Here is a 26,381-nt window from a genome sequence, read left to right on the forward strand (position 1 = left end):
TCCGATGGCGGTTGCCACCTTGCTGTTGCCCGAGCGGGTCCGCCTGGCCGGCGCCGTGCTGTCTGGCGAGGTGGCGCGCGCGTTCGGTCGCGCCGACCGCACGCAGGCCGCGCCCGGCGGCGAGGCGCAGTTGCGCCGCCATTTCGCGCTGGCGGAGGACTCCCTGCCGGCTGCGGCACTGACCCGGCAACTGGACGCCGGCGATGCCGGCGACGGCCTGTGGCTGCGCGCCGATCCCGCCTACGTGGTGCCGGACATGCAGGGCGCGCGGCTGATGGCGCATGGCGACATGCTGCCGCTCGACGCGGTGGACCTGGACGCGCTGTTGCCGGCGGTGCAGGCCCTGTTCGCCGAGAGCGGGCTGACCCTGGACGCGCCCGATCCGACCCGCTGGTACCTGCGTCTGCCGGCCGACAGCGTGCTGCCGGTGTTCGCGGCGCCGGCGCAGGTGCTCGGCGCGGACCTGTTCGACCATCTGCCGCAGGGCGAGGACGCGCGCCGCTGGCGTGCGTTGCTGACCGAGGCGCAGATCGTGCTGCATCAGCATCCGTGGAACCGCGAACGCGTCGCCCGCGGGCAGCCGGCGATCAATTCGCTGTGGTTCTGGGGCGGCGGCCGCCTGCCGGCCACGGTCGGCACTGCGCATGCGCAGGTGCGCAGCCGCGATCCGCTGTTGCGCGCGCTCGCCCAGGCCGCCGGCGTCGCCGACGCACAGGCGCCGCGGGTCGATGCGCTGGTCGACCTGCGCCAGTTGCGTGCGCCCGAGCAGTTCGTCGGCGAGGTGGTACAGCCGCTGCTGCAGGCGCTGCGCGACGGCGAGTTGCAGCAACTGCAACTGGATTTCGAGGACGGCACCTGTTTCCGCATCGCCCCCGCGCAACGCTGGCGCCTGTGGCGGCGACCGCTGTCGCGCCTGGACGCATGAGTTCCAGCGCGCGCATCGTGCGGCGGCCCGCGGCGGCCGCGGCCGGCCCGTGGCACGAGGCCACCTTGCCGCTGCTGCGGCGCATCTATGCCGCGCGCGGCGCACACGACAGCGGCCTGGCGCAGCCCAAGCTGGCGCAACTGCTGCCGCCCGATGCACTGAGCGGCATCGACGCCGCGGTGGTGTTGCTGGCCGACGCGATCGCGGCGGGCAAGCGCATCCTGGTGGTCGGCGATTTCGATTGCGACGGTGCCACCGCCTGCGCGGTGGCGGTGCGCGGGCTGCGCCTGCTCGGCGCCGCGCAGGTGCTGCACGCGGTGCCCAACCGCATGGTCCATGGCTACGGGCTGTCGCCGGCGCTGGTCGCGGAACTGGCGCCGTTGCAGCCGGACCTGCTGGTGACGGTGGACCACGGCATCGCCTGCCATGCCGGCGTCGCCGCGGCCAAGGCGCTGGGCTGGCAGGTGCTGGTCACCGACCATCACCTGCCGGGTCCGGCGTTGCCGCCGGCCGATGCCATCGTCGATCCGAATCTGGCCGGCGACGCGTTCCCGAGCAAGATGCTGGCCGGCGTCGGCGTGATCTTCTACGTGCTGCTGGCGCTGCGCCGGCACCTGCGCGCGCGCGGTGCGTTCGCCGCTGCGCCGCCGGACCTGGGCGTGCTGCTGGACCTGGTCGCGGTCGGCACCGTCGCCGATCTGGTGCCGCTGGATCCAAACAACCGCGCGCTGGTCTCGGCCGGCTTGCGCCGGCTGCAGCGTGGCGAGGGCTGCATCGGCCTGCGCGCCCTGATCGAGGCCAGCGGCCGCGACCCGGCACGGCTCAGCGCCAGCGACATCGGCTTCGCCCTTGCCCCGCGGCTCAACGCCGCCGGCCGGCTCGAGGACATGGCCTTGGGCATCGAACTGCTGTTGTGTGAGGACCCGCAGCAGGCGCGCGCGATCGCCGCGACGCTGGAGGAGATCAACGCCGAGCGCCGCGCGGTGCAACAGCAGATGACCGACGAGGCCGAGGCGGTGGTGGCCAAGGCGCTGCTGGCCGCACCCGAGCAGCCGCCGGTGGCGGTGTGCCTGTTCGATGCGCAGTGGCATCCCGGCGTGATCGGCCTGGTCGCCTCGAAGATGAAGGACCGCCTGCACCGGCCGGTGATCGCCTTCGCCCCGGCCGAACCGGGCAGTACCCAGTTGCGCGGCTCGGCGCGTTCGATTCCCGGCTTCCACATCCGCGATGCGATGGCGGCGGTGGAGGCGCAGCGGCCGGGCCTGATGGAGAAGTTCGGCGGCCACGCCATGGCAGCGGGCCTGAGCCTGCCGCAGGACGCGTTGCCCGAATTCGAACAGGTGTTCCGCAACCATGCCTTGGCCAGCCTGGACGCGGAACTGCTGCAGGCCGAACTGCTCAGCGACGGCGCGCTGGAACCGCACGAACTCGACCATCGCCATGCCGAGGCGTTGCGCCAGGGCGGGCCATGGGGGCAGGGCTTTCCCGAGCCGCTGTTCGATGGCGAATTCGAGGTGCTGCAGTGGCGCGTGCTGAAGGAGCGCCACCTCAAGCTGAGCTTGCGCTGCCCCGGCCGCGCCGCGCCCTTGAACGCGATCCACTTCAACGGCTGGCACGGCCGCGAACCCGGCCGCCGCGTGCACATCGCCTATCGGCTGGTTGCCGACGACTACCGCGGTGGCGATGCGGTGCAATTGGTGGTGGAGCACTGTTTGCCGTTGGATGGCTGAGCAGTTGGCGGTCCGACGCTGCAGGTGGTGCCGGACCCTCACCCCAACCCCTCTCCCGATGGGAGAGGGGCTTCGCTGTTCCTTCTCCCTTCGGGAGAAGGTGCCCCGCAGGGGCGGATGAGGGTACGGGGCGAAGCCTAGCAAATCCGATGCGTTGATCGTCCCTCGCGCATCGGCGAACGAGGATCTGCCGCTACACTTTGCAGATGTCAGACCTCTCCGGCGCCAGCGCCTACTCCCGTTTCCAGCCCTGGCGCCGCAGTTTCGAGATCGGCTTCTGGGTCGCGCTGACCCTGATCAACGCCACCGCCAACAGCATCACGGTGCTGATCGACATCCGCACCACTGGGTTGCACTTCGCCGCCTGGGAACCGGTGGTCTGGGAGTGGTCCAGCCAACTGATGTTCCTGCTGATCGTGCCGCTGGTGGTGCTGCTGACCCGGCGCTATCCGCTGCACTGGGACACCTGGCGGCGCCGGCTGCCGGGCTACCTGCTGGGCAGCGTGGCGCTGTCGGTATTGCATGTGGTGGGGATGGTGGCCGTGCGCAGCCTGGTCTACCACATGCAGGGCCAGCACTATGATTTCGGGCCGTGGCCGCAGGGCCTGGCCTACGAGTATCTGAAAGACGTGCGCAGCCTGGCCTCGATCGCGCTGTGCGTGGAGATGTATCGGTTCCTGTTGCGGCGCTGGCAGGGCGAGGCGGCGCTGCTCGGCGCGCCCGACGCCGGTCCGCCGGTGGGCTCGCTGGAGCGACCGGAGCGCTTCCTGGTGCGCAAGCTGGGCCGCGATTTCCTGGTTGCCGCGGCCGATATCGAATGGCTGCAGGCGGCCGGCAACTACGTCAACCTGCGCGTGCGCGGCTACGACTACCCGCTGCGCAGCACCATGGCCGCGATCGAGGCGCGGCTGGACCCTGCGCGGTTCGTGCGCATCCACCGCAGCTACATCGTCAACCTCGCCAGCGTGGTCTCGATCGAGCCGCTGGAGGCGGGCGAGGCGCGCGTGCACCTGCGCGACGGCAGCCAGGTGCCGTGCAGCCGCCGCTACCGCGCCGGGCTGCGGGTGGCGGCCGGGGAGGGCGAGGCCGCCCCCGTCGAGTAGGCCGGCGGCGCTGTGGCGCGGCGGCCGGAATTGCTAGAATCGCGCTCTTGTCTGCCGGAAATGCCGCAATGATCGAACTCAATCCGATTCGCCACCGCATCGCCGATCTGTCCGATCGGGTGCTGTCGCTACGGGGGTTTCTTTGACTACGACGCCAAGAAGGAGCGTCTAGAGGAAGTCACCCGGGAGCTGGAAAGCCCCGACGTCTGGAACGACCCTGAGCGCGCCCAGGGCCTGGGCCGCGAGCGCGCCAGCCTGGAGAAGACCGTCGGCGGCATCGCCAGCGTGCTCGATGGCCTGAACGAATCGCTGGAATTCCTGGAACTGGCCGAAAGCGAGAACGACGAGGCCACCGCGCAGGCGGTGCTGGCCGACGTCGACCGCTTCCAGGCGCAGGTGGAGAAGCTGGAGTTCCAGCGCATGTTCTCCGGGCAGATGGACGCCAGCAACGCCTTCGTCGACATCCAGGCCGGCGCCGGCGGTACCGAGGCCCAGGACTGGGCCGAGATCCTGTTGCGCATGTACCTGCGCTGGTGCGAGTCGCGCGGCTGGAAGACCGAGCTGATGGAAGTCTCCGGCGGCGAAGTGGCCGGGATCAAGTCGGCCACGCTGCGCGTGGAGGGCGACTTCGCCTACGGCTGGCTGAAGACCGAGACCGGCGTGCACCGGCTGGTGCGCAAGTCGCCGTTCGACTCGGACAACCGCCGCCATACCAGCTTCACCTCGGTGTTCGTGTCGCCGGAAGTGGACGACAACATCGACATCGACATCAATCCGGCCGACCTGAAGACCGACGTGTACCGGTCCTCCGGCGCCGGCGGCCAGCACGTCAACAAGACCGAGTCGGCGGTGCGCATCACTCACGTGCCCACCGGCATCGTGGTGGCCTGCCAGACCGGGCGCAGCCAGCACCAGAACCGCGACAACGCGATGAAGATGCTGGCCGCCAAGCTGTACGAGCTGGAGATCCAGAAGCGCAACGCCGAGCGCGATGCGGTGGAGGCGACCAAGTCCGACATCGGCTGGGGCAGCCAGATCCGCAACTACGTGCTCGACCAGAGCCGGATCAAGGACCTGCGCACCGGCGTGGAGCGCTCGGACACCCAGAAGGTGCTCGACGGCGACCTGGACGAGTTCGTCGAGGCCAGCCTCAAGTCCGGTCTGGAAGCCGGCGCGAAACGCAGCGACGCCTGAACCGGCGGCCTCCGTCCTGGCGACGGAGGCCGTGCGGCGGCACACGGCCGCGTCGGCTGGTGCATTCTTTCCCTTCCTCACGCATCCCCCATCCCATGACCGAGCAGACCCCCGCGCCGTCCCTTCCCGTCGACGAGAACAGCCTCATCGCCGAACGGCGCGCCAAACTCGCCGCGCTGCGCGCGCAGGGCGTGGCCTATCCGAACGATTTCCGCCGCAGCGACTTCGCCGGCGATCTGCAGGCCGAGTTCGCCGACACCGAGCGCTGGACCGCCGAGGCGCTGGAGGCCCAAGGACGCAGCCTGCGGCTGGCCGGGCGCCTGCTGGCCAAGCGGGTGATGGGCAAGGCCAGCTTCGTGCAACTGCAGGACGAGTCCGGGCGCATCCAGCTGTTCCTGCAGGCCAACGCCCTGGGCGAGGCCTACGACGCCTTCAAGGGCTGGGACATCGGCGACATCATCGGCGTGGAGGGCGGGCTGACCCGCACCAAGACCGGCGAACTGTCGATCAAGGCCACTGGCCTGCGCCTGCTGACCAAGGCGCTGCGGCCGCTGCCGGACAAGTGGCACGGCCTGTCGGACGTGGAGCAGCGCTACCGCCAGCGCTACGTCGACCTGATCGTGTCGCCGGAGGCGCGCGAGGTGTTCGTCAAGCGCTCCAAGATCATCCGCGCCATGCGCGCCTGGCTGGACGCGCGCCGCTTCCTGGAAGTGGAGACGCCGATGATGCACTACATCCCCGGCGGCGCCACGGCCAAGCCGTTCACCACCCACCACAACGCCCTGGACCTGGACCTGTACCTGCGGGTGGCCCCGGAGCTGTACCTGAAGCGGCTGGTGGTCGGCGGCCTGGAACGGGTCTACGAAATCAACCGCAATTTCCGCAACGAAGGCGTCAGCACCCGGCACAATCCGGAATTCACCATGATGGAGCTGTACGAGGCCTACGCCACGTACCACGAGGTGATGGACCTGACCGAGAACGTCATCCGCGACGTCGCCCGCGAGGTGCTGGGCACCACCCAGGTCCACTGGGACGGCGCCGACATCGACCTGGCGCCGGCGTTCCGTCGTTGGCGCATGGACGAGGCGGTGCGCCACCACAACCCGGAGATCAGTGCCGCCGACTGTACCGACCGCGAGGCGCTGCTGCGCCACTGCGAGCGGCTGAAGATCCGCACCAAGCCGTCCTACGGCTGGGGCAAGCTGCTGCTGGAGATCTTCGAGGCCACGGTCGAGCACACCCTGATCCAGCCCACCTTCATCACCGACCACCCGGTCGAGGTGTCACCGCTGGCCCGTTCCAGCGACACCGAGCCGGGCTACACCGACCGCTTCGAGCTGTTCATCAACGGCAAGGAAATCGCCAACGGCTTCTCCGAGCTCAACGACCCGGAAGACCAGGCGGCGCGGTTCCAGGCCCAGGTGGCGGCGAAGGAGGGGGGCGACGACGAGGCCATGCATTTCGACGCCGACTACATCCGGGCGCTGGAAGTGGGGCTGCCGCCGACCGGCGGCCTGGGCATCGGCATCGACCGGCTGGTAATGTTGCTCACCGGCAGCAGCTCAATCCGTGACGTGCTGCTGTTTCCGTATATGCGTCCGGAGGCTTAACCTAGCCGCGGACGAGGTGGTGCGGTTCTTGCACTAGGCGTTGCACGCAAAAGGAAGTGAGGTGGACGCGCCGGGTGACCCCGCGCCGGTGCGTTCCCGTTGTCGTCTCAGCAGCCCGCGCAGATGCGACGGGCGGAGGATTGCAGATGCATGATGCCAGCATGAGCCTCTCCGGCGCGTCCTCGAACGGGGACCGTCTCCACTGGGCGGACGGAAGCGACAATCGTTTGAACATCGTCATCGTCGACGATCAGACCTCCGCGCGCACGATGCTGCGGCATGTCATCGAGGACATCGCCCCGGAACTGACCGTACGCGACTTCGGCGACTCGCAGGCCGCGCTGGCCTGGTGCGAGGCGGGCAAGGTCGATCTGCTGTTGCTCGACTACCGCATGCCGGGCATGGACGGGCTGGAGTTCGCGCGGCGCCTGCGCCGGCTGCCCAAGCACCGCGACATTCCCATCATCCTGATCACCGTGGTCGGCGACGAGCCGATCCGCCAGGCGGCGCTGGAAGCGGGGGTGATCGACTTCCTGGTCAAGCCGATCCGCCCGCGCGAACTGCGCGCGCGCTGCCACAACCTGCTGCAGCTGCGGCTGCAGAGCGAGAACATCAAGCAGCGCGCGATGTCGCTCGAGCAGCGCCTGCTGGCCAGCATGCGCGAGGTCGAGGAACGCGAGCGCGAGACCCTGTCGCGGCTGGCCCGGGCCATCGAGTACCGCGATGTCGGCACCAGCGCCTACCTGGAGCGGATGGCGCACGTGGCCGGGCTGATCGCCGAGCAACTGGGCCTGTCCGAGGACGAGGTGCGGGTCATCGAGATGGCGGCGAGCCTGCACGACATGGGCAAGATCGCCATTCCCGACGCGGTGCTGCTCAAGCCGGGCAAGCTCAGCGAGGACGAGATGGCGGTGATGCGCATGCACCCGCGCATCGGCTACGAACTGCTCAGCGGCAGCCAGAACCGCTTCATCCAGGTCGGCGCGCTGATCGCGCTGCGCCACCACGAGCGCTACGACGGCAGCGGCTACCCGGACGGCCTGGTCGGCGAGGCGATTCCGCTGGAAGCGCGGATCGTGGCGGTCGCCGACGTGTTCGACGCGCTGATCTCGCCGCGGCCCTACAAGGAAGCCTGGACCATGGATGCGACCCTGGCCTACCTCTACGCCCAGCGCGGCCGCCTGTTCGACCCGCGTTGCGTGGACGCGCTGTTCCGCGGCCGCGAGCAGTTGCAGGTGATCTGCGAGAAGTTCTCCACCGCCTCGGCGCGACCAGGAATCTGACATGATCTCGGCGATCAGGTGGGTGCGGCAACGGTTCGCGGAGCGCAAGGATACCGAGCACGGCCAGGCGTTCGTCCGCATCTGCATGGTCGCGCTGATCCTGGCCTACGAACTGTCGTTCTCGCAGGGCTGGGACATCGCCCCGCGGCAGCGCGCCTACGTCATCGGCCTGACCCTGATCTCGCAGGCGGTGGCCCTGGCCCTGATGACCTGGATCGTGCTCCGGCCGCAGCGCTCGGACGTGCGCCGGATCATCGGCATGGTGGCCGACTACGGGCTGATGTCGATGGCGATGAGCGCGATCGGCGAGCCGATGGCCTGCATCTACGTGGTCATCATGTGGGTCACCATCGGCAACGGCCTGCGCTATGGCAACCGCTATCTGTATCTGGCCGTGGCCATGGCGGTGGCCAGTTTCAGCATCACGCTGATGACCAGCGACTACTGGATCGCCAATCGCGGCCTGGGCATCGGCCTGCTGGTCGGCCTGGCCGCCATCCCGCTGTACCTGTCGGGACTGTTGCGGCAATTGACCAGCACCACCGCCGAGGCGCGCCGCGCCAGCGAGGCCAAGAGCCGTTTCCTGGCCAACATGAGCCACGAGTTCCGTACCCCGTTGAATGGCCTGTCCGGCATGACCGAGGTGCTGGCGACCACACGCCTGGACGCCGAGCAGCGCGAGTGCGTCAACACCATCCAGGCGTCCGCACGCAGCCTGCTGTCGCTGGTCGAGGAAGTGCTGGACATTTCCGCGATCGAGGCCGGCAAGCTGCGGCTCGACAAGCGCGATTTCTCGCTGCGCGAAACCCTGGAAGGGATCAGCCTGATCCTGCAGCCGCAGGCACGCGCCAAGCTGCTGACCTACCAGGTGGATGTCGCCCCGGACGTGCCGGACTACCTCTCCGGCGACCCGGGCCATCTGCGCCAGGTGCTGCTGAACCTGGCCGGCAATGCCATCAAGTTCACCGAGACCGGCCGGGTCGACATCCGCGTACGCCTGCACAAGAACGAGCAGGGGCAGCCGACGCGCCTGAGTTTCGACATCGTCGATACCGGCATCGGCGTGACGCCGGACATGCGGCCGCGCCTGTTCGAGGCGTTCGAGCAGGCTGACGTCGGCCTGTCGCGCCGCTACGAAGGCAGTGGCCTCGGCACCACGATCGCCAAGGGCCTGGTCGAGGCGATGGGGGGCAGCATCGGCTACCAGGAGAATGCCCCGCGCGGCAGCCATTTCTGGTTCGAACTGCCGTTCGTGGCCGCGGCGGTGCCGGCGTCGGCGGACCTGGGTGCGCAGCCGGCCAGCGTGCCGGCGGCGGCCGAGGAGTTCGATACCAGCGGCAACGTCATCGCCTTCTCCGACCCGTTCCTGCGCCACCGCGCGCGGGTGCGCGGTATGCGCATCCTGGTCGCCGACGATCACGCCGCCAACCGCATGGTGCTGCAGCGGATGCTGCAGAAGGCCGGCCATCGTGTCATCTGCGTCGACGGCGCTGAGGCGGTGCTGGACGCGCTGGCCGAGACCGAATTCGACGCGGTGATCGTCGACCTGCACATGCCCGGCATGAGCGGCCTGGACATGCTGCGGCAGTTGCGGGTGATGCAGGCCGGCGGACCGCGGACGCCGGTGGTGGTGCTCAGCGCCGATGTGACTCCCGAATCGATCCAGCGCTGCGAACAGGCCGGCGCCAGGACCTTTCTGGCCAAACCGGTGGTGGCCAACCGCCTGCTGGATACGCTCTCGGACATCGCGATGGAAGGGCGCCTGCGCGTCGGCAACGACACGAGCGTGCGGCAGATGCCAGTGTCGAGCGAAGGGGTGCTGGATTCGTCGGTCCTGGACGAACTCGCCGGGCTCGGCATGGGCGATGGCTTCGAGCGCGAGTTCATCTCGCAATGCCTCAACGATGCCGAGGGCTGCCTCGGCGGCATGCAGATCGCCGGCGAAGCCGAGCATTGGGAGCGCCTGCGCGAACACGCGCATGCGATCAAGGGCGTCGCCAGCAACCTCGGCCTGATACGGCTCGCCAGCCTTGGCGGCGAGCTGATGCAGATGCCGGAATGGCAGGTGCGCAGCGAGTGGCGCCAGCGCTTGATGGCGCTCAACGCCAGCCTGACCGAAGGCCGCGAAGCCCTGGAGTTGCGCGCCCGGCAGAGCGCCGTGCAGGACGGCGAACTGCGCTGAGGAACGCCCGGCGCGCGGCCGGGTCATCCCCTCACTGCCGCCGGCACGCCGCTCAGGCGGCAACGACGCCGGCTTGCGCGCGCCGGACCTGGGCCCGCACCAGCCGATCCATCGTCCGCAGCGACTTCTCGCCCAGGGCCAGCGCGGCGTCCACCCAGATTTCGGTCACCGTCAGCAATTCCTCGCGACTGACCGGCTGCACCACGTTGCGCATCGCGTTCATCGCCAGATGCGCCAGCGGCGCCCGTCGTTGTTGCTGGATCAGGTCGCGCACCGCCTCCTTGCCCTGGCCCTTGGGGACCAGCACATCGACGATGCCCATGGCGTGCATCTCCTGGCTGCTGAAGACATGGCCTCCCAGGATGAGCTTCTCCGCGGCATGCGGCGCGATGCGACGGCTGAGGAACGAATACGCGCCCATGCCGGGAAACAGGCCGAACATGATTTCCGGAAGGCCCATGCCGACGTCTTCCTCGGCCACGATCAGATGGCACGACAGCGCCATCTCCAGGCCGCCTCCGAGCGCGTCGCCCTGCAGCAGGGCAATGGTGCGGAAATTGCCGCCGAGCCCTGTATGGAAGCGATGGACGCCATCGATGCAGCTCGTCGCGTAGGCCATCAGGCCGGCACGATCGCGGCGGCGGATGTAATGGCCGAACAGTTCCAGGTCCCCGCCCAGGTTGAACGCGCTGCCATCGGACGCCAGCACCAGGCTGCCCAGCCGCGCCGAGGTCGGGGTGCCGGGCTGGCTGATCGCGGCGAGGTAGCCGTGCATCTCGCGCATCAAGGTGGGATGGAAGCAGGGCCGCTGCTTCGCGGCACCGCCTGCATGCATGTACAGCCAGTGGCTATCGTCGTCGCCGTCGGCATCGATGCGGATGCTGGAGTAGGCGCGGGTACGGGGCAGCGGGTCGATCGTGCTCATGGCGGGCTCTCGGAAAGACGCCCGCGGAGATGGCGTGGCGCAGCGGGCGAGTGCGTTTCCACCCGGCGGATGCTACACCCGGGTGTAGCGGCCGGAACCCGCCCTGCCAGCGCCTGCACGGACGCCGCGTGGACGCCCGTCGGACCTGCTTATTGCGGCGGCGCGTCGCGCAGTTCGCGCCGCAGGATCTTGCCGACGTTGGTCTTGGGCAGCTCCTTGCGGAACTCGACGATGCGCGGATGCTTGTAGCCGGTGAGGTTGGCGCGGGCGTGGGCCTTCACCTCTTCGGCGGTCAGGTTGGGGTCCTTCTTCACGATCACCACCTTGACCGCCTCGCCGGACTTCTCGTCCGGCACGCCGACCGCGGCCACTTCCAGCACGCCCGGCATCATCGCGATGACGTCCTCGACCTCGTTCGGATACACGTTGAAACCGGACACCAGGATCATGTCCTTCTTGCGGTCGACGATATAGAAGAAGCCCTGCGGATCCATCCGCGCCATGTCGCCGGTGTGCAGCCAGCCGTCGGCGTCGATGGCGCTGGCGGTTTCCTCCGGCCGGCGCCAGTAGCCCTTCATCACCTGCGGCCCGCGGATGCACAGTTCGCCGACCTCGCCATGGGCGAGGACGTTCCCCTGGTCGTCCTTGACGCAGGCGTCGGTGGAGGGGATCGGCAGGCCGATCGCGCCGTTGTACTCGGTCAGGGTCAGCGGATTGATGCAGGCCGCCGGCGAGGTCTCGGTGAGGCCGTAGGCCTCGACCAGGGTGACGCCGGTGACCTGCTTCCAGCGCTCGGCCACCGCGCGTTGCACCGCCATGCCGCCGCCGAGGGTGAACTTCAGCGAGGAGAAATCCACCTTGTCGAAGCCGGGGGTGTTGAGCAGGCCGTTGAACAGGGTGTTGACGCCGGTGAAGGCGGTGAAGCGGGTCTTCTGCAGTTCCTTGACGAAGCCGGGCATGTCGCGCGGATTGCTGATCAGGTGGTTGAGTCCGCCGAGCTTCATGAAGACCAGCCCGTTCGCGGTCAGCGCGAAGATGTGGTACAGCGGCAGCGCGGTGATGATGACTTCCTTGCCTTCCTCCAGCTTGCCGGTCGCGGAGATCCACGCACCGGCCTGCAGCATGTTGGCGACCAGGTTGCGGTGGGTCAGCATGGCGCCCTTGGCCACGCCGGTGGTGCCGCCGGTGTACTGCAGGAAGGCGATGTCGTCCGGCGCGATGTCGATCGGCGGCAGCGTGTGCAGGCGGCCGAGGGTCAGCGCGTCGCGGAAACGGATCGCGTTGGGGATGTCGTAGTCCGGGACCAGCTTCTTGACGTACTTCAGGACGAAGTTGACCAGCGGACCCTTGGGGAAGCCCAGCATGTCGCCCAGGCCGGTGGTGATGACCTGCTTGACCGGGGTGTCGGCGAGCACGTCCTGCACGGTGGTGCCGAAGTTGTCGATCACCACCAGTGCGCTGGCACCGGAGTCGATGAGTTGGTGGCGCAGTTCGCGCGGGGTGTACAGCGGATTGACGTTGACCACGGTCATGCCGGCCAGCAGCACGCCGAAGGTGGCGATGGGGTACTGCAGGCAGTTGGGCATCATCAGGGCGACGCGGTCGCCCTTCTTGAGCTGCAGTTCGCCCAGCAGGTAGCCGGCGAATTGCCGGGCCAGTTCGCCGGCCTCGCGGTAGGTCAGGGTCTTGCCGAAGTTGCTGTAGGCGGGGCGGTCGCCGAACTTGGCCACGGAGCTTTCGAAGACGGCGGCGACGGAGCGGTATTCCTCGACATCGATGTCGGCGCCAACGCCGGCCGGATAACTCTGCAACCACGGACGATCCAGACTCATATTCCCCCTCCAGGAAACGTATTGATTGGCTCACGACGGACAGTATCCGTCAGAACCGGCAACGGCAGCATACCGTTCCGTAGGGAAAAGGCGAACAGGGGAGAGCACCGAATGCCTGGTTGACGGATGTCTTTGGGTGATGGTTCTGCTGGGAATGCCGAAGAGCGATGACCGCCCAGACGCCAGCAACGCTGCTTTTGCCGTTGCACCTGCTGTTGCTGTTGGTCGTTGCTGTTGCCGTACCGGGTTCCCTTCCGAAGCGGCGGCCAGCGCGGGGAAACACCCGAAGGGCGGTGTACATGGATGTACGCCGTCCGCGGCAGGGGCAGGATGCCCCTTCCGCGGATCCCCGTGCTGGACGCGGACCCGGAGCGCGCAGCGCGGAGGGCGCGAGGCAGGGTGTGCTTTCTTTTGGTTACTTTTCTTTGCACAAGCAAAGAAAAGTAACTCGCCGCAAGGCGAAAGCCTTTGCTTTTAGCGCGTATGCGGTCAGTGGTTCGCACAAACTGCAAGGTGCATCAGTGCGCAGCCACTGGGGGCGCAGGTACTGCAGCAATTCACTGTGGCCACGGCGCGGGCGCGAGAACACGCGAATCGTAGGTTCAAGCGCCCCGACAGAGCCCCCCGCTCAGGCGCGGGGGCCGGGCTTCCGCTACCGGAAAGCGCAGGGTCGGTCAGCGCGCGGCCAACTGACGCAGCACGTACTGCAGCAGGCCACCGTGGTGGGCGAGCCGGCGCGCTTGCGAACCACGGGTTCGCGCGCCGGCGCAGCGCCCCCGCGCGGGCGCGGGGGCCGGGTTTCCGCTGGCGGAAAGCGCTGGGTCGGTCAGCGCGCAGCCAACTGCCGCAGCACGTACTGCAGCAGGCCGCCATGGCGGAAGTACTCCACCTCCTTCGGGGTCAGCAGCATCACCGCCACCTCGAAGGACTGCGCACTGCCGTCGGCCTTGGTCGCGACGACCTTGGCGCGCTTGCTGGCGCCGTCCTGCAGGCCGGTGATCTCGAAGACTTCCGAGCCGTCCAGGCCCAGGCTCTGCGCGTTCTGGCCGTCGAGGAACTGCAGCGGCAGCACGCCCATGCCCACCAGGTTGGAACGGTGGATGCGCTCGAAGCTCTCGGCGATCACCGCCTTGACCCCGAGCAGGTTGGTGCCCTTGGCCGCCCAGTCGCGCGAGGAGCCGGTGCCGTATTCCTTGCCGCCGATCACCACCAGCGGCACGCCGTCGGCCTTGTACTTCATCGCCGCGTCGTAGATCGCCAGCTTTTCCGGCTGGCCGCCGCCGGGCGGGTGGTACAGGGTGTTGCCGCCTTCCTCGCCGCCGAACATCAGGTTCTTGATGCGGATGTTGGCGAAGGTGCCGCGGACCATGACGTCGTCGTTGCCGCGGCGGCTGCCGTAGCTGTTGAAGTCGGCCGGCTGCACGCCGCGCTCCTGCAGGAAGCGGCCCGCCGGCGAGTCCTTCTTGATGTTGCCGGCCGGTGAGATGTGGTCGGTGGTGATCGAATCGCCGAACAGGCCCAGCACGCGCGCGCCGTGCACGTCCTCGATGCGGCCGACCTGCATGGTCATGCCGTCGAAGTAGGGCGGGTTCTTGATGTAGGTGGAGGCGCCGTCCCAGGCGTACAGCTCGCCGTCGGGCGAGGCGATCGTGTTCCAGCGGCTGTCGCCCTTGAACACGTCGGCGTAGTTCTGCTTGAACATTTCCGGGCCGACCGTGGCGGCGATGGTGTCGCCGATTTCCTTGTTGCTCGGCCAGATGTCGCGCAGGTACACCGGCTGGCCGTCGCTGCCGGTGCCGAGCGGGTCGCGGGTCAGGTCGATGTCGGTGGTGCCGGCGATGGCGTAGGCGACCACCAGCGGCGGCGAGGCCAGGTAGTTCATCTTCACTTCCGGATGCACGCGGCCTTCGAAGTTGCGGTTGCCCGACAGCACCGAGGCCACCACCAGGTCGTCCTGGGCGATCGCCGCGGACACGTCCTCCGGCAGCGGGCCGGAGTTGCCGATGCAGGTGGTGCAGCCATAGCCGACCACGTAGAAGCCGAGCTGTTCCAGGTCGTCCATCACCCCGGCCTTCTTGAGGTAGTCGGTGACCACCAGCGAGCCCGGCCCGAGCGAGGTCTTGACCCACGGCTGCGCCTTCAGGCCCTTGGCCACGGCGTTTCGTGCGAGCAGGCCGGCGCCGAGCATCACTGCGGGGTTGGAGGTGTTGGTGCAGGAGGTGATCGCCGCGATCACCACCGCGCCGTCGCGCAGGCGCCAGCCGGCGCCGCTGGCCTCGGCCTCCTGCGCCTGCGCCGCCTGGACTCCGACCGCGGTGCCGCCGCCGCCTTCGTTCTTGAGCCGGTCTTCCTGTTTCGCATCGCTGTGGCGCTTGCTGCGCGCGTCGGCGAACGGCACCAGGCTGTCGCGGAAGTTGCGCTGCATGTCTTCCAGCAGCACGCGGTCCTGCGGGCGCTTGGGGCCGGCCAGCGACGGCTTGACGTCGCCCATGTCCAGTTCCAGCGTCGCGCTGTAGCTGGCGTGCGCGCTGTCGGCGTCGTGCCACAGGCCCTGCGCCTTGGCGTAGGTCTCGACCAGCGCGATCTGCTCCTCGCTGCGCCCGGACAGGCGCAGGTAGGTCAGCGATTCGGCGTCGATCGGGAAGATGCCGCAGGTGGCGCCGTACTCCGGCGCCATGTTGCCGATGGTGGCGCGATCGGCCAGCGGCAGGTGCTGCAGGCCGTCGCCGAAGAATTCGACGAACTTGCCGACCACGCCGTGCTTGCGCAGCATCTGCGTCACCGTCAGCACCAGGTCGGTGGCGGTGGCGCCTTCGGGCAGCTTGCCGGTGAGCTTGAAGCCCACCACCTGCGGGATCAGCATCGACGAGGGCTGGCCGAGCATCGCCGCTTCCGCCTCGATGCCGCCCACGCCCCAGCCGAGCACGCCGATGCCGTTGATCATGGTGGTGTGGCTGTCGGTGCCGAACACGGTGTCCGGATAGGCCAGCGCCTCGCCATCGCGTTCGCCAGTCATCACCACCCGCGCCAGGTGCTCCAGGTTGACCTGGTGCACGATGCCGGTGTTCGGCGGCACCACCTTGAAGTTGTCGAAGGCCTTCTGGCCCCAGCGAAGGAAACCGTAGCGTTCCTTGTTGCGCTGGAATTCGATCTTGCCGTTGAGATCCAGCGCGTCGGGCTTGCCGAACACGTCCACCTGCACCGAGTGGTCGATCACCAGTTCCGACGGGATCAGCGGGTTGATCTGCTCCGGGCGTCCGCCGAGCTTGACCACCGCATCGCGCATCGCCGCCAGGTCGACCACGCACGGCACGCCGGTGAAGTCCTGCAGCACCACGCGCGCCGGCATGAACGCGATCTCGGTGTCCGGCTCGGCGGTCGGCTGCCATTGCGCCACCGCTTCGATGTGCTCCTTGCCGACGGTCGCGCCGCCGTCCTCGTGGCGCAGCAGATTCTCCAGCAGGATCTTCAGCGAGTAGGGCAGGCGCGAGATGTCGAAGCGCTCGCCGAGCTTGGGCAGGCTGAAGTAACCGTAGGTCTTGCCGCCGACGTGCAGCTGGCTGCGGGTGGAGAACGAGTCGTTCATGCGGGGGAACTCCTGATTGCGGGTGGCTTGCAGTGGCCCGCTGTGACGAGCCTGCTTGCGAGTGCCGGGCCGTTGCGTTGCCGGCATTGCGTCGCGTCGCGACGCGGCCGGAAGGCGCGGCGGCCCAAGGCGTCGGGCCGAAGCTTACACGTTCAGATGTAGCGCCCGTGTCACGGCTTGCCGCGCCAGCGGCTCATCAGCATCTGCAGGAAACGTTCGGCGCTGGGCGAGAGCAGCGCGCTGCGCCGGCGCACGATGCCGATGGTGCGCGAGACCACCGGATTGCCGATCGGCCGCGTCACCAGGATCGGATGCTCGCCGTCGGGCGTGGCCATCTTCGGCAGCACCGACACGCCAATGCCGGCCTCGACCATGCCCAGCGACGTGGACAGGTGGGTCACTTCGTAGTGCCAGCTGAGCTTCAGATTCTCGCGCGCCAGTGCGCCGTCGAGCAGGGTGCGGTTGCCGCTGGTGCGATGCACGGTGATCAGTTGGTGCTGGGCGAGGTCGGCCCATTCGATCCGGCGTTTCTTCGCGAGCGGATGATCGCGGCGACAGGCCAGCACGAACGGGTCTTCGGCGAGCACGTCGAAATCCAGGTTGGGATCGTTGGCGCCCATGAAGTTGATGCCGAACTCGACCTCGCCGCGTTCCACCGCCTGCAGGCCCTCGGTGGCCGGGATGTCGAGAATGCGGAAGCGCACATGCGGATGCGCCTCGCGGAAGCGCGCCATCACGCTGGGCAGGAAGTAGAACGCGGCGGTCGGCAGGCAGGCGATGGTGACGGTGGCGCCGCGCGCATCGTCGTGGCCGCGCACCGAGAACAGCGAGCCGTCGAACTCCTCGATCATGCGCCGCACCAGCGGCAGCAGGTTCTCGCCGATGGCGGTGGTGGCCACGCTGCGGGTCGTGCGCTCCAGCAATGGCGACCCCACCGCCTGTTCCAGCTTCTGGATGCGCCGGCTCAGCGCCGGCTGCGACATGTGCAGCGCCTCGGCCGCGCGATGGAAGCTGCGCGTCTCGGCCACCAGCAGGAACGCGCGCAGGTCGAGGATTTCGCAATTGATGCTCATATGTAATCAATCATTGGAAAATTAGCAATTCACAGATCAATTGGGGTCATGCAAGTATCGAATCAGACGAAGACATTCATCTTCATAGCGCATCAATCTACACCATGTCCAACGATCTGCTCGGCATTCCCTGCGTGCTCATGCGCGGCGGCACCTCCAAGGGGCCGTTCTTCTTCGCGCCGGACCTGCCGGCCGATCCCGCCCGCCGCGACCGCCTGCTGCTGGAGGTGATGGGCGCCGGCCATCCGCTGCAGATCGACGGCATCGGCGGCGGCAACGCGCTGACCAGCAAGGTCGCCATCATCGACCGCTCCAGTCGCGCCGACGCGGACGTGGACTATCTGTTCGCGCAGGTGCGGGTCGAGCAGCAGGTGGTGGACACCTCGCCCAATTGCGGCAACATGCTGGCGGCGGTGGCGCCGTACGCGATTGAGCGCGGCCTGGTGCAGGCGCAGCATCCGCGCACCCAGGTGCGCATCCACAACGTCAACACCGGCAAGCTGATCGTGGCCACGGTGGAAACGCCGCATGGCCGGGTGGTGTACCGTGGCGAGACGCGCATCGCCGGGGCGCCTGGCGCGGCCGCGCCGATCTGGCTGTCGTTTCTGGACGCGGCCGGCGCGCGCACCGGCAAGCTGTTGCCGAGCGGGCAGGCGCAGGACACCATCGACGGGGTCACGACGAGTCTGGTGGATTGCGCCATGCCGATGATGTTGCTGCGTGCCGCCGATCTCGGCGTGCGCGGCGATGCCTCGCCTGCCGAGCTGAATGCCGATGCCGCGCTGCTGGCGCGGCTGGAGGGGCTGCGGATCGAGGCGGGTGCGCGCATGGGCATCGCCGACGTCGGCAGCAAGGTGATTCCCAAGCCGGTGCTGCTGTCGGCGCCGCAGCACGGCGGCGACCTGCAGGTGCGCTATTTCATGCCGCAGCAGTGCCACACCGCGCTGGCCATCACCGGTGCGGTCGGCATCGCCACCGCGGCGGCCACGCCGGGTACCCTGGCCAATGCCTTCGTCGGCGATGCGGCGCTGCCGCGCCACGTCGTCCTGGAACATCCGAGCGGCGCCCTGGAGGTGGGATTGAGCCGCACCGCGGCCGATGCGCCGATCGTCGCCAGCGTGGTGCGCACCGCCCGCCGGCTGTTCGAAGGGCGGGTCTTCGCGACCTCGCCCGTGTCCACCGAGGCCCGCCAATGGATCTCCGCGGCATGACATGACCCGAACCGGCCGGGCGCCTGCATGCAAGCAGGCCTCCGCGACCGACAACGCACACGCTTCAATCCTGGGAGGGATCGATGTTGTCCAGAACGTTCTTCACCGCGGCGCTCGCCGCGGTCGGCCTGCTGCTTCTCACCGCCTGCGGCAAGGGCGGCGGCGATGCGGCGAGCGCCGACGCCACGCCCGTGCGCATCAGCGTCGGGTCCTACAATCTCAACAACCTGCCGTTCTTCATCGCCGACGCCAACGGCTACTTCGACCAGGTCGGGGTCAAGGTCAAGACCGAGAACTTCGCCCAGGGCGGCTCCAAGGTGCTGCAGGCCTTGGTGGCCAACTCCACCGACGTGGCGGTGGGTTTCTACGACCACACCATCCAGATGCAGTCCAAGCGCAAGGACGTGGTCGCCTTCGTGCTGCTGTCGCGCAATTCCGGGCTGGTGCTGGCCGGGCGCAACGACACCGCCTTCGATCCGGCCAAGCCGCAGACCATCAGGGGCCTGAAGGTCGGCATCACCGCGCCGGGCTCCTCGTCCGACTTCTTCGTGCGCCATTACCTCGCGCGCAACGGTATCGCCGAGAGCGCGGTGTCGTTGATCGGCGTGGGCTCCGGCGCGGCCGCGGTGGCGGCCCTGGAGCAGGGCAAGATCGACCTGCTGGTCAACTACGATCCGGCGGCGACCCTGATCAGCGAGCGCAAGATCGGCAGGATCCTGATCGACGCGCGCAGCGATGCCGGCGCACGCCAGGTGTACGGCGGGCTGTATCCGACCTCGGTGATGTACGCCAACCGCAGCTTCCTGGAAAAGCGGCCGCAGGATGCGGAGAAGATCGTGCGTGCCGAGCAGATGGCGCTGCGCTTCATCGCCGACCACTCCGCCGAGGAGATCGTCGCGGCCTTGCCCGATGCCTACGTGTCCGGCGACCGCGCCACCTATGCGCGTGCGGTGGAGAACGCCCGTGCCATCTTCACCCGCGACGGGCGCTTCGTCGCCGCCGACCTGGAAACGCCGTTGACCGTGCTGCGCGAGTTCAACAAGGACGTGGCGCGCGCGGACATCGATCTGACCAAGACCTACACCAACGCCTTCGTGGATCGCGCCAGCGGTGCGGCGAAGGCGGCCCAACCGTGAGCGGAGGAACCATGGCACGCAACGCTACCGTGCAGCGCCTCAACGGCGCGCCGCACCTCGATCCGGCGCAGACGATGGTCGCGATCAACAACGTCACCATGTCCTTCGGCGATTTCACCGCCGTGCGCGACGTGGACATCCAGGTCGCCGATGGCGAATTCCTGGCCATCGTCGGCCCCACCGGCTGCGGCAAGAGCACCATCCTCAACTCGGTGGCCGGCCTGCTGTCGCCGTCCGCCGGCCAGGTCGTCATCGACGGCCGCCCGGTCGCCGGTGTGCAGGAGGCGGTCGGCTATCTGTTCCAGCAGGACGCGCTGCTGCCCTGGAAGACCGCCTTCCAGAACGTGGAGCTGGGCCTGCGCTTTCGCGGCGTGGCCGACGCCGAGCGCAGGCAGCGCGCCAATGCCTGGCTGGCCAAGGTCGGCCTGGCCGGGTTCGAGCATCGCTATCCGCACCAGCTCTCCGGCGGCCAGCGCAAGCGCGTGCAGATGGCGCAGGCGCTGATCGTGGAGCCGAAGGTGATCCTGATGGACGAGCCGTTCTCGGCGCTGGACATCCACACCCGCCACCTGATGCAGAACGAACTGCTGCGGCTGTGGCAGGAGCAGCGCCGCTCGGTGATCCTGATCACCCACGACCTGGAGGAGGCGATCGCGCTGGGCGACCGCGTGGTGGTGCTGTCCTCCGGCCCCGCCAGCCGCGTGGTGCGCAGTTTCGACGTGGACCTGCCGCGCCCGCGCAACGTCGCCGAGATCAAGCTCGACACGCGTTTCACCGACCTGTACCGCGACATCTGGGCCTGCCTGCGCGGCGAAGTGGAGAAGAGCTATGCACGCCAAGACTGACAAACTCATCCAGCTCGCGCTGGTCGTGGCCGTGTTCGGCGGCTGGGAGGGCGGCATCGCCCTGGGCCTGATCGACCCGTTCTTCTTCCCGGCGCCGACGGCGATCGTGCAGCAGGCCTGGGCCTGGCTGTCCGACACCGGGTTCTACCAGCACGTCTACATCACCCTGACCGAGACCGCGCTCGGCTACGTCATCGGCACCGCGCTGGGCGTGGCCGGCGGCGTGTGGCTGGGCCTGAGCCGGCGCTCGGCGCGGATTCTGGATCCCTTCATCAAGGGCTTCAATGCGATCCCGCGCGTGGTGCTGGCGCCGATCTTCGTGCTGTGGCTGGGCCTGGGCCTGTGGTCGAAGGTGGCGCTGGCGGTGACCCTGGTGTTCTTCACCACCTTCTTCAACGCCATGCAGGGCGTGCGCGAGGTCAATCCGGTGGTGCTGGCCAATGCGCGCATCCTCGGCGCCAATCGCCGCGACCTGCTGCGCCACGTGTACTTCCCGGCGGCGGCGAGCTGGATCCTGTCGTCGTTGCGCACCTCGGTGGGCTTTGCCGTGGTCGGCGCGATCATCGGCGAATACCTGGGCGCCTCCGCCGGCCTGGGCTACCTGATCGCGCAGGCCGAGGGCAACTTCAATGCCGTGGGCGTGTTCGCCGGCATCATCATCCTGGCCGCCTTCGTGCTGCTCATCGATGCGCTGCTGGACGTGATCGAGAACCGCCTGATCACCTGGCGTCCCAACGCGCAGAACCAGGCCACCAGCTGACCGCGGCCGCGCGCCGCCGGCCCGGCCGGTGGCGCGCCTGTCGCGCGTATCGCATCCCCCGCACCATCGCAACGGGCCAGCGCCAGGCCAGGCGCCCGGCTGGCCGGAGAGACCCATCCATGCATCCCCATCCCGTGCTGCCCCGCGCAGCGCTGACGCTCGCGCTCGGCCTGCTGCTCGGCGGCGCCAACGAAGCCGGTGCGCAAACCGTGCCGGCCGCGCCGGCCACGTTGAGCCATGCCGAACTGACCGTGCTGGTGCGGCAGCAGGCGCAGCAGATCCAGCAGCTGCAGGCGCGGCTCGACGCGCTGCAGGCCCCCGCCGCGCCGAGTCCGGCGCCCGCCACCACCGCACCGGCGCTGGAAGGCCGCGTCGCCGCGCTCGAATCGGCGCAGGCCAAGGCGCCGAAGGTGTCGTGGTCGAAGGGCGCCCCGGAGTTCGCCAGCGCCGATGGCAACGTGGTGTTCCGTCCGCGCGGCCGCCTGTTCGTCGATGCCTCCAGTACCGACGGTTCCGCCGCCAGCCAGCGCAACCTGTCCGGCACCGAGATCCGCTCGGTGCGGCTCGGCGCCGAAGGCCGCTACGGCCAGCTCGGCTGGGTGGTGGAGGGCGACTTCGCCGACAACGCGGTGGCCTGGAAATCGGTGTACGCCAGCGTCGACCATCGCCTGTTCGGCCTGCCGGCCGAGCTGAGCGTGGGCAATCGCCTCAACGATCGCGGCATCGACGGCGCCAGCAGCACCTCCAACACCCCGTTCCAGGACCGCAACGTGGTGGGCACGCTGATCCTGCCGCAGCGCGGCCTGTTCGGCGTCGGCCTGACCGAGCGCGTCTACGGGCGCGACTGGCACGCCAGCCTGTCGGTGGCGGGCAACGACCTCAACAACGCCGGCGACGACAACGACAGCCTGACCTGGGCGGCGCGCGCGCACTGGAATCCGCTGGTCGGCAAGGCCGCGACCGTGCACGTGGGTGCCTGGGCCTTCCACGAGGAGATCGCCGCCGGCGCCAGCGGCGTGCTGCGCAGTTCGGCGATCGCCGGGCACTTCAACGACCAGGTCAAGATCGCGCCGGGAACGCTGCTGGGCGCGCAGCGCAGCGACGCCTACGGTGCGGAACTGGCCGGCGTCTTCGGCCCGGCCTGGGCCAGCGCCGAATGGGGCACGCGCAACCTGCGCGGGCGTGGCGCGGCCGGCGGCTACGATCTCGATCACCAGGCCTGGGCGGTGTCGGCCGGCTGGTTCCTGTCCGGCGCGCTGCCCGCGTATGCCGCCAAGACCGGGACCTGGGGCCGGGTCAAGGTCGCCGACCCGGTCACCGCCGGCGGCGCCGGCGCCTGGGAACTGAAGCTGCGCTACGAGGACGTGGACTACGCCGAACTGCCGAGTGGCGGCCGCGGCAACGCCTGGACGCTGGGGACCAACTGGTACCTCAACGATGTCAGCCGGCTGATGCTCGACGTGATCCGCTGGCAGACCGACAACCGCAGCGGCACGGTGCAGGGCCGGGACCAGGGCACCACCTTCAATACCCGCCTGCAGGTGGCGTTCTGAGCAGCTGAACGAGAGCAGGGCGGCCGGCGCGAGGTCGTGCCTCACCACGTCCGTCGCTGGCGGTATGACCGCTTGGGTATGTATAATCCGTGCATACCGAACCGGGCCTACACCGATGGAAGCCACTGTCGCCGAACGCGGTCAGATCACCCTTCCCAAGGCCGTGCGCGATGCGCTCGGCCTGAGCAAGGGCACCATCCTGAAAGTGGAACTGGACGGCGGCCGGATCATCCTGCGCAAGAGCGTGGACGATGCCATCTCGCGCGCCCGCGGCCGCTTCAAGCTCGACGGCTTCGCCAGCACCGACGAGGCGATGCGCGCGATCCGCGGCCGCGCCCCCGGCGATCCGTTCGAGCCCGAACCCGACGCCGGCGCATGATCGCCATCGACTCGTCCGTGCTGGTGGACCTGCTGGCCGACGGCCCGCAGGCCGACGCCGCCGAAGCCTGCCTGCGCCAGTGCCTGAGCACCGGCCCGGTGGTGGTCTGCGACATCGTCCTGGCCGAGGTCTGCAGCGCGCTGCGCGACGGCGCCGAGGCCTTGTCGGTGCTGGAGGACATGAGCATCCGCTTCAGCGCGCTGGAGGCCAAGTCGGCCTTGCGCGCCGGCGAGATGCAGCGCCGCTTCCGCGCCCGCGGCGGCAAGCGCGAGCGGGTGGTGGCCGATTTCCTGATCGGGGCGCATGCGCTGCTGCAATGCGATGGCCTGATCACCCGCGACGACGGTTTTTTCCGCGATTACTTCAAGGGCCTGAAGATCATCGTGCCCAAGCCCGCCGGCTGACGCCGCGCAACCGCTACCGCTCATCCCCACCGTTTTTTTCCGGAGAACCCGCATGTTGGAAGCCTACCGCCACCACGTTGCAGAGCGCGCCGCGCTCGGAATCCCGCCGCTGCCGCTGAGCGCGCAGCAGACCGCGCAGGTCATCGAGCTGCTGAAGAATCCGCCGGCCGGCGAAGAGCAGTTCCTGGTCGAACTGCTGAGCCACCGCGTGCCGGCCGGCGTCGACGACGCCGCCAAGGTCAAGGCCTCGTACCTGGCCGCGGTCGCCTTCGGCAGCGAGACCACCCCGCTGATCTCGCCCACCCGCGCCACCGAGCTGCTGGGCACCATGCTCGGCGGCTACAACATCCATCCGCTGGTCGAACTGCTGGACAACGCCGAGCTGGGCGCGGTAGCCGCCGAAGGCCTCAAGCACACCCTGCTGATCTTCGACGCCTTCCACGACGTGCAGGAGAAGGCCGAGGCCGGCAACGCGCACGCCAAGGCGGTGCTGCAGAGCTGGGCCGAGGCCGAGTGGTTCACCAGCAAGCCGGAAGTGCCGCAGAGCCTGACCATCACCGTGTTCAAGGTGCCGGGCGAGACCAACACCGACGACCTGTCGCCGGCGCCGGACGCCACCACCCGCCCGGACATCCCGCTGCACGCGCTGGCGATGCTGAAGAACAAGCGCGACGGCGCGCCGTTCGAGCCGGAAGAGGACGGCAAGCGCGGCCCGATCCAGGCCATCGCCGACCTCAAGGCCAAAGGCCACCTGGTCGCCTACGTCGGCGACGTGGTCGGTACCGGTTCCTCGCGCAAGTCGGCGACCAACTCGGTGCTGTGGTGGACCGGCGAGGACATCCCGTACATCCCCAACAAGCGCTTCGGCGGCGTGTGCCTGGGTTCGAAGATCGCGCCGATTTTCTACAACACCATGGAAGACGCCGGTGCGCTGCCGATCGAGCTGGACGTGTCGCAGATGGAGCACGGCGACGTGGTCGAGCTGCGTCCGTACGAAGGCAAGGCGCTGAAGAACGGGCAGGTGATCGCCGAGTTCGCGATGAAGTCGGACGTGCTGTTCGACGAAGTGCGCGCCGGCGGCCGCATCCCGCTGATCGTCGGCCGCGGCCTCACCGCCAAGGCGCGCGAGTTCCTGGGCCTGCCGGCCTCGACCCTGTTTCGCCTGCCGATGGACCCGCCGGATACCGGCAAGGGCTTCTCGCTGGCGCAGAAGATGGTCGGCCGCGCCTGCGGGCTGCCGGAAGGCCAGGGCATGCGCCCGGGCACCTACTGCGAGCCGAAGATGACCTCGGTGGGTTCGCAGGACACCACCGGCCCGATGACCCGCGACGAGCTGAAGGACCTGGCCTGCCTGGGCTTCTCCGCCGACCTGGTGATGCAGTCGTTCTGCCACACCGCGGCGTACCCGAAGCCGGTGGACGTCAAGACCCACCACACCCTGCCGGAGTTCATCTCCACCCGTGGCGGCGTGTCGCTGCGCCCGGGCGACGGCGTGATCCACAGCTGGCTCAACCGCATGCTGCTGCCCGACACCGTCGGCACCGGCGGCGACTCGCACACCCGCTTCCCGATCGGCATCTCGTTCCCGGCCGGTTCCGGCCTGGTGGCCTTCGCCGCCGCCACCGGCGTCATGCCGCTGGACATGCCCGAGAGCGTGCTGGTGCGCTTCAAGGGGCAGATGCAGCCGGGCGTGACCCTGCGCGATCTGGTCAACGCGATCCCGCTGTATGCGATCAAGCAGGGCCTGCTGACCGTGGCCAAGCAGGGCAAGAAGAACATCTTCTCCGGCCGCATCCTGGAGATCGAAGGCCTGCCGGAACTGAAGGTGGAGCAGGCGTTCGAACTGTCCGACGCCTCCGCCGAGCGGTCGGCCGCCGGCTGCACGGTGCGCCTGAACAAGGAGCCGATCGTCGAGTACCTGACCAGCAACATCACCCTGCTGAAGTGGATGATCGCCGAAGGCTACGCCGACGCGCGTTCGCTGGCGCGGCGGATCAAGAAGATGGAGGAGTGGCTGGCCGACCCGCAGCTGCTCGAGCCCGATGCCGACGCCGAGTACGCGGCGGTGATCGAGATCGACCTGGCCGACATCCACGAGCCGATCGTGGCCTGCCCGAACGATCCGGACGACGTGAAGACCCTGTCCGACGTCGCCGGCGCGGCGATCGACGAAGTGTTCATCGGCTCGTGCATGACCAACATCGGCCACTTCCGCGCCGCGGCCAAGCTGCTGGAAGGCAAGCGCGACATCCCGACCCGCCTGTGGGTCGCGCCGCCGACCAAGATGGACGCCTCGGAGCTGACCAAGGAAGGCCACTACGGCACCTTCGGCGCCGCCGGCGCGCGCATGGAAATGCCGGGCTGCTCGCTGTGCATGGGCAACCAGGCGCAGGCGCGCGAGGGCGCCACGGTGTTCTCGACCTCCACCCGCAACTTCCCCAACCGCCTGGGCCGCAACACCAACGTGTACCTGGGCTCGGCGGAACTGGCGGCGATCTGCTCGCGCCTGGGCCGGATCCCGACCAAGGAGGAGTACATGGCCGACGTGGGCGTGATCAAGACCAGCGGCGAGCAGATCTATCGCTACATGAACTTCGATCAGATCCAGGACTACCAGGACGTGGCCGCCACGGTCGCAGCCTGATCG

At 68.7% G+C, this 26,381-nt stretch carries 19 protein-coding genes; 15 read left to right on the forward strand and 4 right to left on the reverse strand.

The genetic code is table 11. The features are described from left to right. Positions 1–4: 4 nt before the first annotated feature. The 7 genes from RAB71_RS10330 to RAB71_RS10360 all read left to right on the forward strand — a co-directional run bounded on the left by RAB71_RS10330 (position 5) and on the right by RAB71_RS10360 (position 10,030). Positions 5–925: a regulatory protein rpfe gene (locus RAB71_RS10330; protein ID WP_010343338.1), complete on the forward strand. Its 921-nt coding sequence runs from the start codon at positions 5–7 to the stop codon at positions 923–925. Continuing rightward, entirely contained in the window at positions 922–2,655 is a 1,734-nt protein-coding gene (gene recJ, locus RAB71_RS10335) for a single-stranded-DNA-specific exonuclease RecJ (protein WP_010343337.1), read from the forward strand. Before RAB71_RS10330 ends, recJ begins: the two co-directional genes overlap by 4 nt. A 206-nt stretch (positions 2,656–2,861) precedes the next feature. After that, complete coding sequence (locus RAB71_RS10340) at positions 2,862–3,758, forward strand: LytTR family DNA-binding domain-containing protein (RefSeq protein WP_029562138.1); 897 nt, start codon at positions 2,862–2,864, stop codon at positions 3,756–3,758. A 68-nt stretch (positions 3,759–3,826) separates the two neighbouring features. Then, positions 3,827–4,952, forward strand: a protein-coding gene (prfB, locus tag RAB71_RS10345) for a peptide chain release factor 2 (RefSeq protein ID WP_100224025.1) whose coding sequence is annotated in 2 segments (ribosomal slippage) — positions 3,827–3,901 and positions 3,903–4,952 — 1,125 coding nt in all. Because the reading frame shifts where the segments join, the coding sequence is not laid out codon by codon here. Between the two features lie 95 nt (positions 4,953–5,047). Next, on the forward strand, positions 5,048–6,565 hold the full coding sequence (lysS, locus tag RAB71_RS10350) for a lysine--tRNA ligase (protein ID WP_010343334.1): 1,518 nt from the start codon (positions 5,048–5,050) through the stop codon (positions 6,563–6,565). 146 nt (positions 6,566–6,711) lie between these two features. Continuing rightward, a complete protein-coding gene (locus RAB71_RS10355) occupies positions 6,712–7,848 on the forward strand; it encodes a two-component system response regulator (protein ID WP_010343333.1) in 1,137 nt (378 codons plus the stop codon). Position 7,849: 1 nt separating this feature from the next. Further along, positions 7,850–10,030, forward strand: a complete 2,181-nt coding sequence (locus RAB71_RS10360) for an ATP-binding protein (RefSeq protein WP_010343332.1) — start codon at positions 7,850–7,852, stop codon at positions 10,028–10,030. Between the two features lie 52 nt (positions 10,031–10,082). Here RAB71_RS10360 and RAB71_RS10365 read toward each other — a convergent pair whose 3' ends face one another. From RAB71_RS10365 to RAB71_RS10380, 4 genes are all read right to left on the reverse strand, one after another. Next, the gene (locus tag RAB71_RS10365; RefSeq protein ID WP_010343331.1) at positions 10,083–10,955 is read right to left on the reverse strand and encodes a crotonase/enoyl-CoA hydratase family protein; all 873 of its coding nucleotides are present in this window, start codon (positions 10,953–10,955) and stop codon (positions 10,083–10,085) included. Between the two features lie 149 nt (positions 10,956–11,104). After that, positions 11,105–12,787 (reverse strand): long-chain fatty acid--CoA ligase, encoded by a 1,683-nt coding sequence (locus RAB71_RS10370; RefSeq protein ID WP_010343330.1) that lies wholly within the window; start codon positions 12,785–12,787, stop codon positions 11,105–11,107. Positions 12,788–13,613: 826 nt separating this feature from the next. Further along, on the reverse strand, positions 13,614–16,373 hold the full coding sequence (gene acnA / locus RAB71_RS10375; RefSeq protein WP_010343329.1) for an aconitate hydratase AcnA: 2,760 nt from the start codon (positions 16,371–16,373) through the stop codon (positions 13,614–13,616). A 170-nt stretch (positions 16,374–16,543) separates the two neighbouring features. Next, the gene (locus RAB71_RS10380; protein WP_010343328.1) at positions 16,544–17,446 is read right to left on the reverse strand and encodes a LysR family transcriptional regulator; all 903 of its coding nucleotides are present in this window, start codon (positions 17,444–17,446) and stop codon (positions 16,544–16,546) included. A 104-nt stretch (positions 17,447–17,550) separates the two neighbouring features. Here RAB71_RS10380 and RAB71_RS10385 point away from each other — a divergent pair, with 104 nt between their 5' ends. From RAB71_RS10385 to acnB, 8 genes are all read left to right on the forward strand, one after another. Then, on the forward strand, positions 17,551–18,657 hold the full coding sequence (locus RAB71_RS10385; RefSeq protein ID WP_010343327.1) for a 4-oxalomesaconate tautomerase: 1,107 nt from the start codon (positions 17,551–17,553) through the stop codon (positions 18,655–18,657). Positions 18,658–18,740: 83 nt separating this feature from the next. After that, positions 18,741–19,793: an ABC transporter substrate-binding protein gene (locus RAB71_RS10390; RefSeq protein ID WP_010343326.1), complete on the forward strand. Its 1,053-nt coding sequence runs from the start codon at positions 18,741–18,743 to the stop codon at positions 19,791–19,793. An 11-nt stretch (positions 19,794–19,804) separates the two neighbouring features. Continuing rightward, the gene (locus tag RAB71_RS10395) at positions 19,805–20,638 is read left to right on the forward strand and encodes an ABC transporter ATP-binding protein (protein WP_010343325.1); all 834 of its coding nucleotides are present in this window, start codon (positions 19,805–19,807) and stop codon (positions 20,636–20,638) included. Further along, positions 20,622–21,398 (forward strand): ABC transporter permease, encoded by a 777-nt coding sequence (locus RAB71_RS10400; RefSeq protein ID WP_010343324.1) that lies wholly within the window; start codon positions 20,622–20,624, stop codon positions 21,396–21,398. Before RAB71_RS10395 ends, RAB71_RS10400 begins: the two co-directional genes overlap by 17 nt. A 119-nt stretch (positions 21,399–21,517) precedes the next feature. Continuing rightward, positions 21,518–22,951, forward strand: coding sequence for an OprO/OprP family phosphate-selective porin (locus tag RAB71_RS10405; protein ID WP_010343323.1), 1,434 nt, complete (start codon positions 21,518–21,520; stop codon positions 22,949–22,951). A gap of 115 nt (positions 22,952–23,066) precedes the next feature. Further along, positions 23,067–23,330, forward strand: coding sequence for an AbrB/MazE/SpoVT family DNA-binding domain-containing protein (locus tag RAB71_RS10410; protein ID WP_010343322.1), 264 nt, complete (start codon positions 23,067–23,069; stop codon positions 23,328–23,330). Beyond that, positions 23,327–23,734: a type II toxin-antitoxin system VapC family toxin gene (locus RAB71_RS10415; RefSeq protein WP_010343321.1), complete on the forward strand. Its 408-nt coding sequence runs from the start codon at positions 23,327–23,329 to the stop codon at positions 23,732–23,734. Before RAB71_RS10410 ends, RAB71_RS10415 begins: the two co-directional genes overlap by 4 nt. 52 nt (positions 23,735–23,786) lie before the next feature. Then, on the forward strand, positions 23,787–26,378 hold the full coding sequence (gene acnB, locus RAB71_RS10420; protein WP_010343320.1) for a bifunctional aconitate hydratase 2/2-methylisocitrate dehydratase: 2,592 nt from the start codon (positions 23,787–23,789) through the stop codon (positions 26,376–26,378). Positions 26,379–26,381: the final 3 nt, after the last annotated feature.

It is taken from the genome of Xanthomonas sacchari, from assembly GCF_040529065.1.
GTDB classification, from domain to species: Bacteria; Pseudomonadota; Gammaproteobacteria; order Xanthomonadales; family Xanthomonadaceae; genus Xanthomonas_A; species Xanthomonas_A sacchari.